The following is a 19,062-nucleotide window of genomic DNA, read 5'->3' as shown; positions in this document are numbered from 1 at the left end:
ATCCCGTGTGGATGACCCCGCCGGCTGCTATTCGTTCCATCGCGCGGCGCGATTCCAGCCACTCAGAATCCGGTCGATCCAGTTTCGCTGCGGTCCGACCAGAATGCCTTGCGTGATACCGCCGCAGCTTCGCCCCTTGGCCGCCGAGGACCAGCTGGTGACGGCGACCACCGTCTGGCCCGAGGCCATGGGACCGCCGGAATCTCCCTGGCAGGCGCCCATGGCGCCGGTGCCCTGCGACCACAGGAGAATGCTGCTCGGCCCGTAGGGCTCGACCACGGCGAGGTCGGCGATGCGGAAGGTTCCCGTCGTCCTGGCCTCTCCCTCTCGGGCGAGCCCGTAGCCGCCGACCTTCACGCCTGCGCCTGCGCGGGGCTGCGCCATGCCGAGCACCGCCGTCCCGAACCGGCCGGGCAGGGGTTCCGGAAGGCGCAGCAGCGCGAGGTCGATGGAGCGCCGCCGCGCCGCGATCGCCTTGGCGTCGTAGCCCGGATGCACCGCCTTCGCCGCCGGCACGATCAGGATCGGCTCCCCCGCCTCGTCGCGGAAATGCACCCGGTGTTCCGCCGCGCCCGTCACGCAATGGGCGGCGGTGAGCACCGCGTCCGGCGCGACGACGACGGCACTGCACACGCCGCCGTTCGAACCCAGCACCATCACGCTCGCGCGGGAGAGGGGGCCCTGGTCTTCCGCCCCGCCGACGATGGCCTGCGCGGGAGCGACGGAGAGGGCCGTCGCGAAGAGCGAAAGGATGACACGTTTCATGACAAGAAGGATTCCCGTTTCATGTTTCCGATACTCGTCGAAGGCCCAGCCGTCGAGCCCGTGCCGCTGTCCGAGATGAAGGCCTATCTGCGCATCGACGACGATGCGGAGGACGACCTGATCGTCGGGCTGGTCAAGGCCGCGCGCCTGATGGTGGAGGCCGGCGCGCGCCGCGTCCTCATTGCGCAGCGGTGGCGGCTCATGCTGCATCGCTGGCCCCAGGGGGGCGAGGTGCTGCTGCCGATCTCGCCGCTTCTCTCGGTGGACGCGGTCCAGGTCTACGACGCCTCCGGCGCGCCTGCCACCCTGCCGCCCGATGCCTACGAGAGCGACGGCATGAGCGATCCGCCGCGCATCCTGTTCCGGGATATGCCGCCCCCCGGGAAAGATCATAACGGCATCGCCATCGACCTGCGCGCCGGTTTCGGCGCGACGCCGGAGGCGGTGCCCGCGACCTTGCGCCTCGCCATCAAGATCCTCGTGGCGCGCTGGCATGAGAACCGGGGCGACGTGGCCGGCGTCCAGGCTGTCCCGCCCGAGGCCCTCGCGCTCGTCGCCCCCTTCCAGCGGGCGCGGCTTTAGAATCATTTCCCGTCATTCCGGGGCGCCGCAGGCGAGCCGGAAGCCATAGCCGCTCACGGTTCAGAACAGAGAATCGCGGCCGCATCTGTGCCCGCTCCTGCATCGTCAGCGGTTTCTGGTCCCGATCTCCGGAGTGGCGAACGAATGTCACTTCCGCATCCAACACATTCCCCTCTTCTTCCTGGCCATTTCATGAAAACCAGAACCTTGCCCATCGGCGCGCGTTCGCGCCGCTTCGTGCTCGAATTGCCGCTCGACAGGCCGGACGGTTTCGGCGGCGTGATCCGCTCCTATGCGCCGGGACCGCAGCTCTGGGGAGCGATCGAGATGCTCTCGGGCGTCGAACGTGTCCGCGCCGACAGGCCGGAGCAGACGCTCACCCACCGCGTCACCCTGCGCTATCGCGACGGCGTGACCGGGGCGATGCGGCTCACCTCCGGCCTGCGGCGTTTCGCGATCCGCGCCGCCGCCGATCCCGACGGGGCCCGGCGCGACCTCGTCTGCCTCGTGGAGGAGGTGAAAGGATGACGAGCCCGATCCTTGCCCTGCGCCGTGCCATCCTCGATGCCGCGGCGGCGGATGACGAACTCAGGACCCTGATGGGCGGCGCCTTGCGTCTTTATGACGAACCGCCCCGCGCCGCGCCGCCCGTCTATGCCCTCTTCGGCGATGTCACCGCCACCGACTGGTCGACCGATTTCGACCGCGGCCACGAGCAGGTCCTGGCCGTCGTGGTCTGGGCGGAGCGGGGCACCGCGAGGACGGCGCTCGCCGTGGCAGAGCGCCTCGCCGCCATCCTCGACGATGCGGCGCTCTCTCTCGACACCCACCGTCTCGTCAATCTGCGAGCGACGGAACTTGCCGCCATCCGCGACAAGGACACGCAACTCACCCGCGTGACGCTTCGCCTTCGCGCCGTGACGGAGGCGGTTTGAGCCATGTGTCATTCCGGGATGGTCCGCAGGACCAGGCCCGGAACCCATCAACACCGGCAGCGCAGGATCGGGAGCAAAGGCAACCATGACCCCTCGTTCTGAACCGCGGTGGTTGTGGGTTCCGGGCTCCGCTGCCGCGACCCCGGAATGACAATGGCGGCGCCCCGTGCCCGGAGTGACTGTACGTCCGCCGGAGCGCCAATCCCCTCTCATCCATCTCCCCAGCATATAAGGAACACCCCATGCCTGCTCAGAAGGGCAAGGATCTGCTCATCAAGATCGGCGACGGGGCCTCGGGTTTCGTCACGGTGGCGGGGCTGCGCACGCGCCAGGTCGCCTTCAACGCCGAGACCGTCGACGTGACGAACTCGGAATCCTCCGGGCGCTGGCGCGAACTGCTCGCCGGCGTCGGCGTGCGCCGCGCCGGCATCACCGGCTCCGGCGTGTTCAAGGACGAAGCCTCCGACGCGCGGATGCGCCAGGTCTTCTTCGACGGCGACATCCTCACCTACCAGATTGTCATCCCCGATTTCGGCCGCATCGAAGGGCCGTTCCAGATCACGAGCCTGGAATATCGCGGCGACCATGCGGGCGAAGTGACGTTCGAGATGGCCTTCGAATCCGCCGGCGCGCTCACTTTCGTCGCGCTTTGACAGGAGTTCGGCCATGGCCAACAGACGAAGAGGCGAAGTGGCGCTGGACCTCGGCGATCGGCGCTACACGCTCTGCCTCACTCTCGGCGCCCTCGCGGAACTCGAGGATGCGTTCGGCGTGCAGGATCTCAATGCACTCGCCGAGCGGTTCGGCAGCGGCCGTCTCTCGAGCCGCGATCTCCTGACGATGCTTGTCGTCGCGTTGCGTGGCGGCGGGCATGACGTGAGCGACGCGGAGGCGGCGAGCCTGCCCTTGCATGAGGGTATCGGGCCCGTTGCGCAAGCCATTGCCGATCTGCTCATCGTGACCTTCGGTGGCGAGGCGCCGCCCACAAACCCTCCGCAGCCGCAGGAGGTGTGAGCGAGAAGCAGGCCTTCCCTTGGGATGACGTCATGCATCTCGGCCTCGGCCTCCTGCGGTGGAGCCCTGCTGAATTCTGGCGCGCGACGCCGCGCGAGGTGATGGCGGCGCTCGATTCGACACAGCGCGGCGCCGGAAGAGCCTCCGCGCTCGGAAGCGACCTTGCTCGCCTGATGAAAAGCTTTCCGGACGAACGGTGACGGACAGGGTCCCGCTGCCGCGAGGTCTCGTCGGTCGATCAGCCTTCGCCGGGGCGCCGCCTCTTCAGATGAGGAAACTGATCCGTCGTTCCGAGATACCTGATGCCCCTCAATTCGATGCAGGCGATGTAGATTCTCTGCCAGCGGGAGAACCTGATCTCAGGTGCGGCAGAGCCCGTGGCCTTCTCGGCCTCGTAATCGCATTCCTCCTGCATCCGTATCCATTCCGTTTGAGAAAGGCGGGCGGTGTCGAAGACCAGCGACGGGCTCTCGTGCTGACAGGCCGCGACCGCGAGAACGGAAAGCAGACAAACGCAATTCGGAAAGGTGCGCGAGATGGCCGATTCAACCGACTCAAGGAATGAACAAAAGAGCAGGGAAGTCCTCGGCGACAAGGATCGCCAGCTCAATACGCTCATCGGACTCTCCGAAAAATTCGGTGACTCTCTGTCTCATGCTTTTGCGAAGAATGTTACAGAAGGCAAGAAATTCGACGGGGTTTTGAAATCGCTGCGCCAGTCTCTTGTGGAAACAGGGTTACACCTGGCTCTCGCGCCCCTGCAGACGGCCCTGAGCCAGAGCGCCAAGTCGATCTCGACCGGGGGGCTGGGCAGTGCGACGCCGCTCGATTTCGGGGGGATGCTCGGCGGGCTCTTCAAAGGGATCGGTTCGCTCTTCGGCTCGGGCGCCGATGCCCCGTCGCCCTTCGCCAGGGGCGGCGTGTTCTCCCGCGGCATGGTGATGCCGTTCGCCCAGGGCGGTGTCGTCGGCGCTCCGTCCTATTTTCCCTTGGGGCATGGCCTCGGGGTGATGGGCGAGAAGGGCGCGGAGGCGGTCATGCCGCTGGCACGGGGGCCCGACGGGCGCCTCGGTGTCCGGTCCGGCGGGGGCGGGCGGCCCCTGTCGGTGACGGTGAACGTCTCGACGCCGGATGCGGACAGCTTTCGCCGCTCGGAGGCGCAGGTCTCCGCGGCGCTGGCCCGCGCCGTCGCGCGCGGCCAGCGTGGCATGTGATGGCTTTTCAGGCTTTGTCGGCGGCGAGCATGGCCGCGAGCTCGTCCTTGAGCTGGACGCGGCGACGCTTCAATTCTTCTTCCACGTCTTCGGTGGTGGGCTCCACGCGGCTTTCGACCCGGTGAATGGTGCGGTTGAGCTCGTCGTATTCGTCATAGAGCCGCGCGAAATGGTTGTTGCTGGTCTTCAGCCGATGAATCCGGTCGGCCTGGCCGGGGAAATCGTCGGCGAGGTTCGGGGTGTTCGTCATCGAGTCTCGTCTCCTTCGTCGGTGAAGCTTCGCGACGACAACGTCACGCGCCCGTTTTCCGTTTCATGATCGTCAAGGATGAACCATGGCATCCGATTTTCACGAGGTCCGCTTCCCCCTCGATGTCAGCCTCGGCAGCAGGGGAGGGCCGGTGCGGCGCACCGACATCGTCACGCTAGCCTCCGGGCGCGAGCATCGCAACAGCCGCTGGGCGCAGTCCCGCCGCCGCTACGATGCAGGGCTGGGGGTGCGCAGCATCGATGCCCTTCACGCGGTCATCGCCTTCTTCGAGGAGCGGCGCGGCCGCCTCGTCGGCTTCCGTTTCCGCGACCGCGCCGATTGGCGGTCCGGGCCGCCATCCCATGCGCCGACGCCCCTCGACCAGCGCATCGGCACGGGGGACGGCGCGGCGCGGCAGTTCCAGCTCGCCAAGACCTACGGGGCGGCCTACGCGCCCTATCGCCGGGTCATCACGAAGCCCGACGGTGCCACGGTCCGCGTCGCACTCGACGGCGTCGAGCAGGCGGCGGGCCCGGATTTCTCTTGCGATCCCACGACAGGCCTCGTGACGTTCGTCGCGCCGCCGGCTCCAGGGGTCGCGATCACCGCCGGGTTCGCCTTCGACGTGCCCGTGCGCTTCGATACGGACGAACTCGATATCGACCTCTCCGCCTTCGACGCAGGCGCGATCCCGCAGATCCCGCTCATCGAGGTCGTGCCGTAACCCCTCGCCGTCATTCCGGGGCGCCGCAGGCGATCCCGGAACCCATAAACGCTGCCAGTGCAGAATGAAGAGCAGCGGAGATCGCCGCTCTCGATCCTGCAACGCTGGTGGTTATCGGTTCCGGGCGCAGTTCTATGCGCCGTCCCGGAATCACGAGCCAGAACCGAAAGTGTCCCATGCGAACCATCCCTTTCGGCCTCGCCGCGCATCTGGCGGAAGGCGCGACCCATCTGTGCCATTGCTGGAAGCTCATCCGCCGCGATGGAACGGTTTTCGGATTCACCGATCACGATGGCGATCTCTCCTTCGGCGGCACGGTCTACGCCGCGCGCTCCGGTCTCGAAGCCGCGGAGGCGGCGTCGGAGCTCGGATTCGCGGTCGGCGGCGGCGAGGTCTCGGGCGCGCTCGTCTCCGCCGGATTGACGGAGGACGATATTTCGTCGGGCTTCTACGACGATGCCAGCGTGGAAACCTGGCTCGTCGACTGGAGCGACGTGGGGCACAGGCTCCTCCTCGACATCGGCTCCATCGGCGAGATCCGCCGCACGGATGGCGGCTTCGTCGCCGAGGTGAGGGGGCTCATGCACCGGCTCGACGAGGAGCGCGGGCGCCTGTTCCGTGCTACCTGCTCCGCCGATCTCGGCGACGCGCGGTGCGGCGTGAACCTGTCATCGTCGACCTATTCCGAGACGGGCGCCGTCAGCCGGACGGACGGGGCGCTCGCAATCGCGGCATCCGGAATCGGCTTCGCCGATGGCTGGTGTACCGGCGGTCGCCTGACATGGCTCACCGGCCCGAACGCGGGCGTCTCCGTCGAGGTGAAGGTTCATCGTGCCGTCGGCGGCACGGACGAATTCGACCTCTGGCAGCGCGCGCCGCAGACGATCTCGGTCGGCGATACGTTCCGGGTCACGGCCGGATGCGGCAAGACCCATGCGGCCTGTCGCGACAGATTCAGGAACGCCATCAATTTCCGCGGCTTCCCGCACATGCCGGGCAACGATTTCATCATCCGCGTTCCGCGCCAGGGCGAGCCCGGCCTCGACGGCGGCAGCTTCTTCCGGTGAGGCGCGAGGATGAAGTCCTACGGCGGCCGCTGCACTTTCTCCGGCATCGTCAGCGTTTATGGGTTCCGGGCCTGGTCCTGCGGGCCATCCCGGAATGACGGAGGTTCATGCTCTCACGCTGTCATTCCGGGGCGCCGCAGGCGAGCCCGGAACCCATAACCACCAGCGTCACAGGATAGCGAGCCACCGCAGCCACGGCGCCGAATTGTGCAACGTCGGCGCCTATGATTTCCGGGATTGGTCCCGTCGACCATCCCGGAGTGACGATGGCGTGTCTCCCCGCACCCGTGGTTCCAGAAAACCGATCTTTGAAAATTCGTCATGCCCGCACCCGCTCTCATCGTCAGTGCCGCCCGCGCCTGGATCGGCACGCCCTATCGGCATCAGGCCTCGTTGAAAGGGATCGGCTGCGATTGTCTCGGCCTGCTGCGCGGCGTGTGGCGCGAGGTTATGGGGGCAGAGCCGGAACTGCCGCCGCCCTACTCGCCCGACTGGGCGGAATCAGGCGGCGAGACGCTGCTCGCGGCGGCGCGCCGGCACCTGATCGAGGCAGGCCATTCCGTCACTCCGGGGGACGTGCTGCTGTTCCGCTGGCGCGCGGACCGTCCCGTCAAGCACTGCGCCATCGCGACCTCCGCCGACACCATGGTCCATGCCCATGACGGCGCCTGCGTCACGGAGGTGGCGTTCCGCCCCTGGTGGCGGCGGCACCTCGCGCACGTGTTCCGCTTTCCCGTCTGACAGCCATTGAAAGATCGTCATGGCCACACTTGTTCTTCAAACTGTCGGCTCCGTCGTCGGAGGCATGGTCGCGGGTCCCCTGGGGGCGCTTGCAGGGCGTGCGCTCGGCGGACTTGCTGGCGCCGCCATCGACAATGCGCTCTTCGGGTCCGCCGACGGCGGCAAGGTCGTCGAGGGGCCGCGCCTGAAGGAGATCGACGGGCTCACCTCGACCGAGGGCGCACCGATCCCGAGGGTCTATGGCCGCGCGCGCATCGGCGGACAGCTCATCTGGGCGACGCGGCTCGAGGAGGTGGCGAACACCAAAGCCGAGCGCTCCGGTGCCCAGGGCGGCAAGAGCATGGGCGGCAAGGGTGCCCAGACAAAGACCGTGACCTATTCCTACTATGCGAACCTCGCGGTGGGTCTGTGCGAAGGTCCCATCGCTTTCATCCGCCGCGTCTGGGCGGATGGCCGCGAGGTCGATCTCAACGCCATCGTCATGCGCATCCATAAAGGCCATGAGACGCAGAGCGCGGACCCGCTGATCGTCGCGAAGGAAGGGGCCGCCGACGCACCCGCCTATCGCGGCCTCGCCTATGTGGTGTTCGAGCGACTGCCGCTGGCCGATTACGGCAACCGCGTGCCGCAATTCTCCTTCGAGGTCGTGCGGCCCGTGGATGGATTGAACCGCATGCTGCGGGCCGTCTGCCTGATCCCCGGCGCCACGGAATTCGGCTATGACGACACGCTCGTCATGAAGGTCCTGGGGCTGGGGGCGACGGAGCCGGAAAACCGTCATCAGCTGCAGCGCGCAACGGACGTGAACGCCTCCCTCGATGCGCTGCAATCCCTCTGCCCGAATCTCGAACGCGTGTCTCTCGTCGTCAGCTGGTTCGGCAGCGATCTGCGCGCAGGGTCCTGCATCGTCGAGCCGCGCGTGGACGTGACCACGAAGCAGACCGACGGCGCCACGTGGTCCGTTGCCGGCCTGGCCCGCGCGGACGCGAAGCCGGTCTCGCGGGTGAACGGCATGCCGGCCTATGGCGGCACTCCCTCGGATGAAACCGTCCTCAGGCTGATCGCCGAGTTGAAGGGGCGTGGCCTAAAGGTCGTCCTCTATCCTTTCGTGATGATGGATGTTCCCATCGGCAATGCGCTGCCGGATCCCTATGGAAGGACCGGGCAGGCGGCCTATCCCTGGCGCGGGCGCATCACCTGCCACCCGGCGCCGGGCCAGCCGGGCTCGCCCGACGGGACCGCTGCCGCGGCGACGCAGGTCTCGCAATGGTTCGACCGGAGCTGGGGCTTTCGCCGCCTGGTGCTGCATTATGCGAAGCTCGCGGAGGAGGCGGGCGGCGTCGAGGGCTTCATCCTCGGCAGCGAACTGGTCGGCCTCACCCGTGTCCGGTCCGCGCCCGGCGCCTATCCGGCGGTGAACGAACTCAAGGCCCTCGCGGGAGACGTGCGGGCCATCCTCCGGTCGGGCACGAAGATCGTCTATGCCGCCGACTGGACGGAATACGGCGCCCATGTGCTGGACGGCGGCGACGAGGTGCGCTTTCCCCTCGATCCGCTGTTTGCGGACGATGCCATCGACGCGATCGGCATCGACTACTATCCGCCCGTCTCCGATTGGCGCGACGGTCCCGACCATTCGGATCTTGCCGATGCGCGCAGCGCCTATGACGTTTCCTATCTGCGCCGGAGGCTCGGAAGCGGCGAAGCCTTCGACTGGTACTACGCGAACGCCGCCGACCGAAATGCGCAGAGACGCAGGCCGATCACCGACGGCGCCTACGACAAGCCGTGGATCTACCGCGCGAAGGACCTCGTCTCCTGGTGGTCGAATCCGCATGTGGAGCGCGTCGGTGGCGCGGAAATCCGCACTACGGCTTGGCGGGCGAAGGCGAAGCCGATCTGGCTCACCGAGATCGGCATTCCCGCCGTGGACAAGGGGCCGAACGGGCCCAATGTCTTTCCCGATCCGAAATCCTCGGAGTCGGCCTATCCGCCGTTTTCCCGCGGCGTGCGCGACGACCTCGCCCAGGCACGTGGCCTGGAGGCGATCCTGTCGCGCTTCGATCCCGCGCTCGAAGGGTTCTCCAACGAAGACAATCCCGTCTCGCCGGCCTATGGCGGGCGCATGGTCGATCCGGGCCACATGTTCGTCTGGGCCTGGGATGCGCGGCCCTTTCCCGCCTTTCCCGATTTCACGTCCGTCTGGGCCGATGGCGGCAACTGGGAAACCGGGCATTGGATCACGGGCCGCGTAGAGGGTGCGACGCTCGACAGGCTCATCGTGGCGATCCTGAAGGATTTCGGCCTCGCTGCGCCGAAGTCGCTGCCCGTTGACGGGTTCGTGGACGGCTATGTCATCGATCGCCCCATGTCCGCCCGTGGCGCCCTGGAGCCGCTGATGCGGCTCTTCGGCGTCGATGCGGTGGCGAGCGGCGGTGGCATCGCCTGGCGCGGGCGTGGCGGCCGGGCCGTCGTGACGCTCGACCGGGACGATCTTGTCATGGGTGAGCGCAACCCGACCCTCAAGCTCACCCGCGCCCAGGAAACGGATCTGCCGCAGCAGGTGGAGATAGGGTACACGGACGGGGAGGGCGAGTATCGCCGCGCCGCCGTCGCCTCGCGGCGCCTGGCAGGCGTCAGCAGGCGTGAGGCGCGGGCCGACAGCGCCATCGTCACCCGCCGCGGCGAGGCGCAGCGCCTGGCCGATTCCTGGCTGCAGGATCTCTGGGCCGGGCGCGAAAGCGCCGAATTCGAACTGTCGCCGCGGCGCATCGACCTGGAGCCCGGCGACGTCATCGCCGTGCCGACCGACGCGGGCGCGAAGCTTCATCGCATCCTGCGCATCGTCGACGGCCCGACCCGCAAGGTCACGACGCGCGCCGTCGAGCCCGCGGTCTTCGAGACGCCGGGCGCGTCCCTCCCGAAGCCACCCCGGCGGCCGCCGCCGGTGGCGGGAAAGCCATATGCGGTGATCCTCGATCTGCCCGTGAGCCCCGCCGACCCGAGCCCGCTGCAATATGCGGCGATCGCGGCCTCGCCCTGGCCGAGTGCCATGGCGGTCTGGCGCTCCGTCAACGGTGCGACCTTCACGCTTCATCGGTTCATCGAGCTGCCGGCGGTGATCGGAACCACGTTGTCGGATCTCGGACCGGGGCCGCTCTGGCGCTGGGATCCCCTCTCGGCCTTCGAGGTCGAAATCTCGTCCGGAACCTTGAGTGCCGTCGACGACGAAGCCGCGCTGGGCGGCGGCAACCTCCTCGCCATCAGGGGCGGCGGTGGACGTTGGGAAATTCTCTCGGCCGCGCGGGCGGAACTGATCGGCGAACGCCGCTTCCGACTCTCGCGCCTGCTGCGCGGGCTCGGAGGGAGCGAGCCCGAGGCGGGCCGCACGGTGCCCGCCGGAGCCGTCATCGTCCGGCTGGACGAAGCGGTCGTTCCCCTGACGAGCGATCCCGACGACCTCGGACAGAGATACATCTACCGGATCGCTCCGGCAGGGCGGGACCATGCGGATCCGTCGGTCGTCGAACTCGCCGCTGCTCCCGGGCGGGAGGCCCTCAAACCATTGAGCCCGGTTCACGTGACCGGACGGCGGGAGGGTTCGGGAATCCGACTGGCCTGGATACGCCGCACGCGTCGCAACGGCGATTCCTGGGAAACGGTCGATGTGCCGGTCGCCGAGGACGGGGAGCGCTACGAGATCGACATTCTCGCCGGCGGCATCGTCAGGCGCACGCTCTCGAGCACCGAGCCTGCTGTTCTTTATACGGCGGAGCAGGAGATGGCCGACTTCGGCATTCCGCAAGCCTTCCTGAGTTGTCGCGTCATGCAGATCAGCGCCGCCGCGGGGCGAGGCTTCGAGCGAACCGTGACGCTGAGGGTCGCCTGAGCGGACGGAGCGTCGTTCACCGCACACAATAAAGGGATCGCTGGTCAAGCTCGTGCCGATAGTGATAAGGAGGCGAAAATCTCAAACTTCAAATAATAAAATGCAAAGTTCCGACTCCCCTTCCTAACGTAGCAACATCACACAGCGCCTCATGACGCTCGATCTCTACACTCTCAGCGCAGTCTTTGTGCAGATGACGGCAGTCCTCGGGGCGTTGTTGCTGTTCTCATGGGCGCTCAATCGCAAAGTCCAGGCGCTCGCCTGGTGGGGAGTGGCGTTCTTTCTGGTGCTCATCGCCATCGGACTCGTGAGCCTCGGGGGTGGCGAACCGACGCCGTTCATTCTGTGGGTGGCCAACAGCTCCCTCCTGCTGGCCTATGGAGTTCTCTATACCGGCTGCCGGGTTTTCAACGGGCGATCGCCGACATGGGTATCCATGCTTGCCGGTGTGGGCCTCTGGTGCCTCGCCTTCCCGTTCATCATGGAACATTCGGCGGTCCGGCTCGTAGCCGTAGCGATGGTTTCGGGAGGCTATGCGGCCCTGGCGGCCTGGGAGCTCTGGCAGCATGCCCGGCATCGCCTCGCCTCGCAGATGATTGCCATCTGTCTGCTCGTCGGCCTGGTCGGATACAACGCGCTTCGCGCAATGCTCGGTTTCTCCCTTGCCCAAACGCTCTGGCTGGATGGTTTCCCCCAGCGTTGGACGAGCCAGATGGCCATCGCGATGGCGACGTTCATGCCCACTCTGGCCTTCGTCTTCCTGTCCATGGCGAAGGAACAGCTCGAATACGAATACAAGCAGGCTGCGCTCGTCGACTCCCTGACCGGCATTCCGAACAGGAGAGCCTTCTTCGCCAAGGCCACGACCTTGCTGTCCCGGCACGAGGATGCGCCCGTCAGCTGCCTTCTCTTCGACCTCGATAATTTCAAGGCCATCAATGATGGCTTTGGCCACGAAGTCGGCGACCATATTCTCGTGCTTTTCGGCCGTGTCCTGGCGGACCATCTTCCCGGCGGGGTGTTCGGTCGCCTGGGCGGCGAGGAATTCGCGGCGATGGCGCCCTTGGAAGCCTCGGAGGCCGAAGCGCTGGCCGAGAAGGTTCGGCATTCCTTCTCGTCGGTGGGCAAGATCGTGCTCGGCCTCAGGGTCGAGGTGACCGTCAGCGTCGGCTGCGTGACGGGCGTCGGCTCCACCGTTCAACATCTCCTTCGCAAGGCCGATGTCGCGCTCTATCGCGCAAAAGCGGACGGTCGCAATGCCGTGGCTTCGTTCAGAAGCGCCGAAATCTAGAAACCGGGCCCGCCTCCTCCGGCCACGAGGCCTCGCTCCTCTCCGGGCATAACCGCCCCGTCCTGGGCCCTGCACGGGCCAGGGCCGGCCGCACTCGTTCGTTCGCCTTCCAACAACAGGTTTTCCATGTCGACAACGCCTCATCTGGCGCTGCCGCTGCTTGCCGCAGCGCAGGCGCAGAAGCACGTCACCCACAATGAAGCCATCGCCTTCCTCGATGCCCTCGTCCATCTCTCCGTCAAGGAGCGCAATCGTACGAGCGCACCCGTCGCGCCGGAGGAGGGGGACCGCTATCTCATCGGCGCCGGTGCGGATGGGATTTTCGAAGGTCACGATGGGGATATCGCCCTGTTCGATCTCGGAGTCTGGCGCTTCTTTCCTCCGCGGCCCGGCTGGCGCGCCTTTGTGGAAGCCGAGGATGCGCTCGTGGTCTTCGACGGTGCCGCATGGAACGGGATCGGCCACTACGTCCACGCGATCGAGCAACTCGATCGCCTTGGGATCGGTACGGCGGCCGACGACCTTAACCGTTTCGCCGCGAGGCTCAATGCCGCTCTCTTCGATGCGCAGAGGATCGCGCAGGGCGGAACGGACGATCTGCGCCTCGTTCTCAACAAGCCGCTATCCTCCGGCGTCCTCTCGCTGCTGTACCAGAGCGCCTATGGCGGGAGGGCGGAAGCGGGCCTGATCGGCCGCGACGACTTCAGCCTTCGCGTTTCGTCGGATGGAGTTCTATGGCGGGATGCGATGGTGGTCGACAGCCTCTCGGGGGTGGTGACATTCCCGTGCGGCACCACGCCGGTCGGCGACAACCTGCTGATGAATTCCGGTTTCTCGATCAACCAGCGTGCTTTCGCAGGCGGCTCTCTCGGATCAGGTGCCTATGGTTTCGACCGCTGGCGCGGCGGCCCGGGCGGCTGCAGCCTCTCGCGCAGCGCGGATGGCACGGTATCTTTTGCGGGAACACTCGAACAGGTCGTCGACGTATCCCTCGCCGAGTCTCTGCTCGAGGCGGGTGATTTCGGCGGTTGCACCCTGACGCTGTCGGTCGATGACCTCACGCTGCCGATCCTGGCGACCATCGGCGCGAAGGAGACGATGCTCCCCGCCGGCCCTGGGCGAAGCTCTGCCACCGTGACACTGGATGCCTCCGAGACCGGCCATGTCAGGTTGCAGCTGTCGAGCGGGAACGGCGTCACGTTCAGGCGCATCAAGCTCGAAATCGGCCCGAATTCGACGCCCTGGCTGCGGGAGCCTGACGAAATCGAGGAGGTGCGGTGCCGGCGCTACTACCAGAGGCTCGTCCCCGTCGGGACGGCGCCGGGTGTTCTGCCGGTTCTCGGACAGCGAAGATCGGTCAACCTGATCGACTTTCCCCTCATGCTCCCCATCCCCATGCGCGCCGCGCCGACGCTGCTGACAAACGCTTTCTCCTGGTCCGGTGCGTCTCCCAGCGGCCATCAGTTCGGCTTCCTCGACAATGTCGCAGGCGCATGGATCAATCAGACCGGAGGTGTTGTCGCATCCCTGGCCGGGCTCCCCACACCGTCGTCGATCATCCTGAGGTTCCAGGCCGGCGCTGCCTTCAGCGGCACGGCCGGCAATGTCGGAAATCTCTATCTTGGATCATCGGGCTACATCGGGCTGCAGGCGGAAATCTGACATGGCGGCACCCATGGCGGCTCCGCCCCGACTCTCCCCATCCTTCGAATCCGCCCTGACGCATGTCCTCGCGCTGGAAGGCGGTTTTGTCCGGCATCCGCGCGATGCCGGCGGAGCCACCAATTTCGGCATCACGCGACAGACCCTGTCCCAGGCGAGGGGACGGTCCGCCTCCGCAGAGGATGTGCGCGGGCTCGCCCGAGTCGAGGCGGCATCGATCTACCGCCGCTTCTACTGGGATGTGATCCGGGGCGACGACCTTCCGCCCGGCCTCGGCCTCGTCGTCTTCGACATGGCCGTCAATTCCGGACCCGTCCGCGCCGTACGCCTGCTTCAGGAGGTCCTGCGCATTCCTGTGGACGGCATTCCCGGACCGCGCACGCTCCAAGCCGCTCGCGCCACCAATGCCGCGGACGTCGTCCGTGCCCTGACCCGCAAGCGGCTCGGGTTTCTCTCCCGCCTCGCGGCATGGCCCGTGTTCGGGCGCGGATGGCGCAGGCGGGTCCTCTCCACCGAGCGCGAGGCCATCCGGCTCGCCTCTGTCTCGACACCTTCCCGAAACGGACAACCAACATGCCCGATACCAAGACGATCCTCGCCAGCCGCACGGTCTGGTCCAATCTCATCGGGCTGGCCGCCCTCCTGCTCGGCATCCTCGGCTTCGACGTCTCCGGGCTCGAAACGGAACCCCTCATCGGGGCTGTCATGCAGATCGTCGCTGCGGCGAGCTTTGTCGCTTCGACGGTGTTTCGTATCCTGGCGACGAAGCAGATCCTGAACTAGGAGGGACGCGGCGCCCGGCGGCGCGATCCCATCGGAACGGAAATGATCCAATATTACATTCAGGAACCGTTCACAGCTCCTGCGGCAAAGTCCCCGCATGCGTCTGGTTTTGTCGATCATAGCCCTGTGGGGATTGATGGGTGCGTTGCATGCGCAGAGCGCGACGTCATCGGTCGGGAACTGCCTGCTGCCGCGCGAAATGCAGGAGGCCGTCGCCTCCAAGAGCATCGTCGCGCCGGCCTCTGCCGTGATCACCGCCCGTCGCCAGGTTCCCAATGCCGATGTGGTGCGCGCCAGCCTGTGTCGCAGCAACGACGCTCTCGTTTATGTTATCATGGCCCTGCAGAAGAACGGGCGGATCGTCCAGGTGACGATCGACGGTCCGTCGGGCAAGGTCAAATCGGTTCACTAAAGGAAGCTTGAAGCGTGCGCCTTCTCGTTGTCGAGGACGACAGGACTCTCCATCAGCAGATCGTGACGGCCCTGGAACATGCCGGCTATGCCGTGGATTCCGCCTTCGACGGGGAGGAGGGGCAGTTTCTGGGCGAGACCGAACCTTATGACGCGGCCATCCTCGATCTCGGCCTTCCCAAGGTCGACGGGGTTTCCGTCCTGAACGCCTGGCGACGGGAGGGGCGCAAGATGCCGGTCATCATCCTGACCGCGCGCGACCGCTGGAGCGACAAGGTCCAGGGCTTCGATGCGGGCGCCGACGACTATGTCACCAAGCCCTTCCATATCGAGGAACTGCTGGCGCGGGTGCGCGCGCTCCTGCGCCGCGCGACGGGCCACGCCACGAGCGAGATCACATGCGGCCCGGTCAAGCTCGACACCCGCTCGGGCCGCGTCGCGGTGGACGGCAACCCGATCAGGCTCACCTCGCACGAATACCGGCTGCTGTCCTACCTGATGCATCATACGGGCCGCATCGTATCGCGCGTGGAGCTCACCGAGCATCTCTACGATCAGGATTTCGACCGCGACTCCAACACCATCGAGGTCTTCATCGGCCGGCTGCGCAAGAAGCTGGGCGTCGACATCATCCAGACGGTGCGCGGTCTCGGCTACCTCCTCGATACCGGCCAGACCAGGACGTGACCGCGAAGCCGTCGATCCTCGAGCGGCTTGCAAGCCGCTCGATCGCCGTCCGACTGGCAATGTCGGCGGTGTTCTGGAGCTTCGCCATCCTCCTGATCGCCGGACTTATTCTCTCGACCCTCTATCGCGACAATACCGAACGAGCCTTCGACCAGCGCCTGCTGGTCTATGCCAATACGCTCGCTTCCAACCTCGTGGCGCCGGGCGATCCTGACCGTGACCTCGGTCCGGTCGGCGATCCGCGCTTCGAGCTGCCCCTGTCCGGCTGGTACTGGCAGGTCGGCCGACCTGACGCGGCTCCGCGCGACGTCAGGTCCTCGAAATCGCTCTTCGGCGGACAGCTGCCGGCGCTTGCCATGCCGGGCGAGGACGGTTTCGGCCAGATCCGGCGCGGCTACGGCAAGGCTCCCGACGAACGCGAGCTGCGCGTGATCGAGCGGGACATCGATCTCGGGGAGGATGGGCGCTTCATCATCCGCGTGGCCGGTCCCGCGGACGAGATCGTCAACGACGTCCGCCGCTTCCTCTTCGCGCTCACGATCACGTTCACCCTGCTCGGCCTGGCGCTGGGCTTCACGACCCTTCTCCAGATCCGTTTCGGTTTGAGGCCCTTGGCGAACCTGCGCAATGCGCTCGGTGCCATCCGCCGGGGCGATGCGGAGCGCGTGGTCGGAGAATATCCTCGGGACATCGCGCCGCTGGCGAAAGATCTGAACCTGCTCCTCGACACGAACCGGGAAATCCTCAATCGGGCCCGGACCCAGGTCGGCAACCTCGCCCACGCCCTCAAGACCCCCTTGAGTATCATCGTCAACGAAGCCGAGGGCGCGCCGGGCGACGTGGCGGCGAAGATCCGCGAACAGGCGGCCCTGATGCGCGATCAGGTGAACTACTATCTCGACCGCGCGCGCGCTGCGGCTCTCGCCGGGACCCTCGGCACCCTGACGGAGGTCGAGCCCGTCATCGACGGACTGACGCGGACGTTCACCAAGATCTATCGCGACAAGGATCTGGACATCGAGGTGACGGTCCCGCCGGGCCTGCGATTCCGCGGCGAGCGGCAGGATCTCGAGGAGATGGCCGGCAACCTCATCGATAATGCGGCGAAATGGGCCTCGAGCCGGATCGCCGTGACGGCCGAGTTCCTGCGCGACGGCGACGAGCGCTCGCGCATCCGCCTCCTGATCGACGACGACGGCCCGGGCCTGCCGGAGGCGGCCAGGACCGAGATGATCAAGCGCGGCCGCCGGCTCGATGAGACGAAACCGGGCTCCGGCCTCGGACTTTCCATCGTCAGCGACCTCGCCGTTCTCTATCGCGGCTCGCTCCGGCTCGATGCTTCGCCCCTGGGCGGGCTGCGCGCCGTTCTTGATCTGCCGGGCGACCGAAATTGATGGTGGACAAGATTAGCGCGTGACACCGTGCCACCGTCGTGCTTCAGCAAGGCCCGCGTTAAGTAGGCTCTTATGATGATCTGGGTCATTCTCATGGCGATGACGGCCGCGGCCGTGATGGCGGTCCTGTGGCCGCTGTCGCGCTCGGTCGCACTGGCAGGACAGGTCGATCCGAACACGCAGTTCTACCGGGATCAGATCGCCGAGATCGAGCGTGACCGGGACCGCGGAATGCTGTTGCCCGAGGAGGCGGAAGCCGCAAAGGCGGAGGCGGGGCGACGCCTGCTCCGCGCCAATGGCGCGAAGAATGCAGAAACCTTCGCCGTTGGGGAGCCGGCCTTGCGTCGCCGTCGCGCCGTCTCCACCCTTGCCCTGTCGGTGCTGCCCATCGTCGCCCTGGCGGTCTACGGGGCCTATGGCTCCCCGCATCTGCTGAGCGAGCCTCCCGGGGTCCAGCTGCGCCGCGACGCGGACAAGCTCGACCTGGGATCGGCGGTCGCCCAGATCGAAGCCCACCTCGCCAAGAATCCGCAGGATGGCCGCGGTTGGGACGTGGTCGCTCCCGTCTATCTGCGAATGGGCCGCACGGACGAGGCGGTCAAGGCATACGAGGCGGCCCTGCGCTATCAGGGGCGGGATGCGGGACGCCTGGCGAATTATGGCGAAGCGCTCGTGATCGCGCGCGACGGCATGGTCACGGCGGAGGCGCAGGCCGCCTTCCAGGAGGCGCTCGCTCTCGACAAGTCCTCGGCCAAAGCGCGGCTTTACCTCGCAAGAGCCGCCGAGCAGGATGGCCAGGTCGAGAAGGCGAGGTCGGAATATCAGGCGATTCTTTCATCCTCGCCGCCGGATGCTCCATGGCGGAGCTTCGTCCAGGAGCAGATCGCCCGGATTGACGGGGATCAAAGAGGCACCCAGGAAAACGTGCGAGAAGGTCCCAATGCCGACGTCATCGCCGGCATGGTCCAGGGTCTGGCGAACCGGTTGGAATCGCAAGGCGGCACGCCTGAGGAATGGGCGCGCCTCATGCGTTCCTATGCGGTTCTCGGGCAGCGTGATAAGGCTGTGGCCGCGACAAAGCGCGCCCGCGAGGCGCTGGCGCAGGACAAGGCCGGATTGCAGGCCGTCGACGCGATGGCGCAGGAACTGAAGCTGACCGATTCCACACCATGACCCGCAAGATCCGCACCCGCAAAACCCGCCGCCTGACTCTGATCGCCGTCGCCGGATGCGTGCTCGCCATCGCGCTGGGTCTCGTACTCTATGCGATGAACGATACCATCGTGTTCTTCAACTCGCCCGCCGACGTGCAGGCGAAGAACGTTGCTCCCGGCACCCGGTTCAGGCTCGGCGGCCTTGTGAAGGAAGGCTCGGTCCACCGCGGCGACAAGCAACAGGTGGAGTTCGAGGTCATGGATGCGCAGAGTTCGCTCCGCGTCACATATCAGGGGCTGCTCCCGGACCTGTTCCGGGAAGGGCAGGGCGTCGTCGCCGAGGGACGTCTCGAACCGTCCGGCGTCTTCCGGGCCGATACGGTGCTCGCCAAGCATGACGAGAACTACATGCCGCGCGAAGTTGCGGATACACTGAAGCGCCAGGGCCACTGGCAGGGCGAAGCAAAAGCCTCGCAGCAGACGCAGCAGAACTAGGGAG

The 19,062-nt window shown here is 66.6% G+C and carries 21 protein-coding genes and 1 pseudogene; 20 read left to right on the top strand and 2 right to left on the bottom strand.

Annotation, left to right across the window (positions count from 1 at the left end; genetic code table 11):
- Positions 1-27 precede the first annotated feature (27 nt).
- A complete protein-coding gene (locus AC522E_RS12930; RefSeq protein WP_500746668.1) occupies positions 28-765 on the bottom strand; it encodes a S1 family peptidase in 738 nt (245 codons plus the stop codon).
- A gap of 21 nt (positions 766-786) precedes the next feature.
- Between AC522E_RS12930 and AC522E_RS12925 the strand changes: the two genes are divergently transcribed.
- The 7 genes from AC522E_RS12925 (at position 787) to AC522E_RS12895 (ending at position 4,510) form a co-directional block, all read left to right on the top strand.
- A complete protein-coding gene (locus AC522E_RS12925) occupies positions 787-1,347 on the top strand; it encodes a head-tail connector protein (RefSeq protein WP_500746667.1) in 561 nt (186 codons plus the stop codon).
- 192 nt (positions 1,348-1,539) lie between these two features.
- The gene (locus tag AC522E_RS12920) at positions 1,540-1,875 is read left to right on the top strand and encodes a phage head closure protein (RefSeq protein ID WP_500746666.1); all 336 of its coding nucleotides are present in this window, start codon (positions 1,540-1,542) and stop codon (positions 1,873-1,875) included.
- A complete protein-coding gene (locus tag AC522E_RS12915) occupies positions 1,872-2,282 on the top strand; it encodes a DUF3168 domain-containing protein (RefSeq protein WP_500746665.1) in 411 nt (136 codons plus the stop codon). Before AC522E_RS12920 ends, AC522E_RS12915 begins: the two co-directional genes overlap by 4 nt.
- A gap of 242 nt (positions 2,283-2,524) precedes the next feature.
- On the top strand, positions 2,525-2,935 hold the full coding sequence (locus tag AC522E_RS12910; RefSeq protein ID WP_500746664.1) for a phage major tail protein, TP901-1 family: 411 nt from the start codon (positions 2,525-2,527) through the stop codon (positions 2,933-2,935).
- 13 nt (positions 2,936-2,948) lie between these two features.
- Positions 2,949-3,296: a gene transfer agent family protein gene (locus AC522E_RS12905; RefSeq protein WP_500746663.1), complete on the top strand. Its 348-nt coding sequence runs from the start codon at positions 2,949-2,951 to the stop codon at positions 3,294-3,296.
- Positions 3,293-3,496, top strand: a complete 204-nt coding sequence (locus AC522E_RS12900; protein ID WP_500746662.1) for a rcc01693 family protein — start codon at positions 3,293-3,295, stop codon at positions 3,494-3,496. Before AC522E_RS12905 ends, AC522E_RS12900 begins: the two co-directional genes overlap by 4 nt.
- 336 nt (positions 3,497-3,832) lie before the next feature.
- Complete coding sequence (locus tag AC522E_RS12895; protein WP_500746661.1) at positions 3,833-4,510, top strand: phage tail tape measure protein; 678 nt, start codon at positions 3,833-3,835, stop codon at positions 4,508-4,510.
- Between the two features lie 7 nt (positions 4,511-4,517).
- Here the strand turns inward: AC522E_RS12895 and AC522E_RS12890 are convergent, their stop codons facing one another.
- Entirely contained in the window at positions 4,518-4,760 is a 243-nt protein-coding gene (locus tag AC522E_RS12890) for an HP1242/YdcH family protein (protein WP_500746660.1), read from the bottom strand.
- 85 nt (positions 4,761-4,845) lie between these two features.
- Between AC522E_RS12890 and AC522E_RS12885 the strand changes: the two genes are divergently transcribed.
- The 13 genes and pseudogenes from AC522E_RS12885 to ccmE all read left to right on the top strand — a co-directional run bounded on the left by AC522E_RS12885 (position 4,846) and on the right by ccmE (position 19,058).
- Positions 4,846-5,484 carry a phage distal tail protein, Rcc01695 family gene (locus AC522E_RS12885; RefSeq protein ID WP_500746659.1) on the top strand — a complete coding sequence of 213 codons (639 nt, stop codon included), beginning with the start codon at positions 4,846-4,848 and terminating at the stop codon, positions 5,482-5,484.
- A gap of 176 nt (positions 5,485-5,660) precedes the next feature.
- Positions 5,661-6,551, top strand: a complete 891-nt coding sequence (locus tag AC522E_RS12880; RefSeq protein ID WP_500746658.1) for a phage/gene transfer agent baseplate hub protein — start codon at positions 5,661-5,663, stop codon at positions 6,549-6,551.
- Between the two features lie 321 nt (positions 6,552-6,872).
- On the top strand, positions 6,873-7,292 hold the full coding sequence (locus AC522E_RS12875; protein WP_500746657.1) for an NlpC/P60 family protein: 420 nt from the start codon (positions 6,873-6,875) through the stop codon (positions 7,290-7,292).
- A gap of 19 nt (positions 7,293-7,311) precedes the next feature.
- Positions 7,312-11,181 carry a baseplate multidomain protein megatron gene (locus tag AC522E_RS12870; RefSeq protein ID WP_500746656.1) on the top strand — a complete coding sequence of 1,290 codons (3,870 nt, stop codon included), beginning with the start codon at positions 7,312-7,314 and terminating at the stop codon, positions 11,179-11,181.
- A gap of 151 nt (positions 11,182-11,332) precedes the next feature.
- The gene (locus AC522E_RS12865; RefSeq protein ID WP_500746655.1) at positions 11,333-12,472 is read left to right on the top strand and encodes a GGDEF domain-containing protein; all 1,140 of its coding nucleotides are present in this window, start codon (positions 11,333-11,335) and stop codon (positions 12,470-12,472) included.
- Between the two features lie 126 nt (positions 12,473-12,598).
- The gene (locus AC522E_RS12860; RefSeq protein WP_500746654.1) at positions 12,599-14,134 is read left to right on the top strand and encodes a DUF2793 domain-containing protein; all 1,536 of its coding nucleotides are present in this window, start codon (positions 12,599-12,601) and stop codon (positions 14,132-14,134) included.
- Positions 14,076-14,624 (top strand): annotated as a pseudogene (locus tag AC522E_RS12855) (glycoside hydrolase family 108 protein); the annotation flags it as partial. The gene AC522E_RS12860 and the pseudogene AC522E_RS12855, both read left to right, overlap by 59 nt.
- An 83-nt stretch (positions 14,625-14,707) precedes the next feature.
- The gene (locus AC522E_RS12850) at positions 14,708-14,917 is read left to right on the top strand and encodes a hypothetical protein (RefSeq protein WP_500750820.1); all 210 of its coding nucleotides are present in this window, start codon (positions 14,708-14,710) and stop codon (positions 14,915-14,917) included.
- A gap of 97 nt (positions 14,918-15,014) precedes the next feature.
- A complete protein-coding gene (locus AC522E_RS12845; RefSeq protein ID WP_500746653.1) occupies positions 15,015-15,329 on the top strand; it encodes a PepSY domain-containing protein in 315 nt (104 codons plus the stop codon).
- Between the two features lie 14 nt (positions 15,330-15,343).
- The gene (locus tag AC522E_RS12840; protein WP_500746652.1) at positions 15,344-16,015 is read left to right on the top strand and encodes a response regulator transcription factor; all 672 of its coding nucleotides are present in this window, start codon (positions 15,344-15,346) and stop codon (positions 16,013-16,015) included.
- A 14-nt stretch (positions 16,016-16,029) separates the two neighbouring features.
- Positions 16,030-17,409: a sensor histidine kinase gene (locus AC522E_RS12835; protein ID WP_500750681.1), complete on the top strand. Its 1,380-nt coding sequence runs from the start codon at positions 16,030-16,032 to the stop codon at positions 17,407-17,409.
- A 72-nt stretch (positions 17,410-17,481) separates the two neighbouring features.
- Positions 17,482-18,582 (top strand): c-type cytochrome biogenesis protein CcmI, encoded by a 1,101-nt coding sequence (gene ccmI / locus AC522E_RS12830; RefSeq protein ID WP_500746651.1) that lies wholly within the window; start codon positions 17,482-17,484, stop codon positions 18,580-18,582.
- Entirely contained in the window at positions 18,579-19,058 is a 480-nt protein-coding gene (ccmE, locus tag AC522E_RS12825) for a cytochrome c maturation protein CcmE (RefSeq protein ID WP_500746650.1), read from the top strand. Before ccmI ends, ccmE begins: the two co-directional genes overlap by 4 nt.
- Positions 19,059-19,062 lie beyond the last annotated feature (4 nt).

This window comes from Microvirga sp. BF8 (assembly GCF_059888585.1).
The sequence above is the reverse complement of the archived record's forward strand: the minus strand, read 5'-3'. Positions and strand labels throughout refer to the sequence as shown.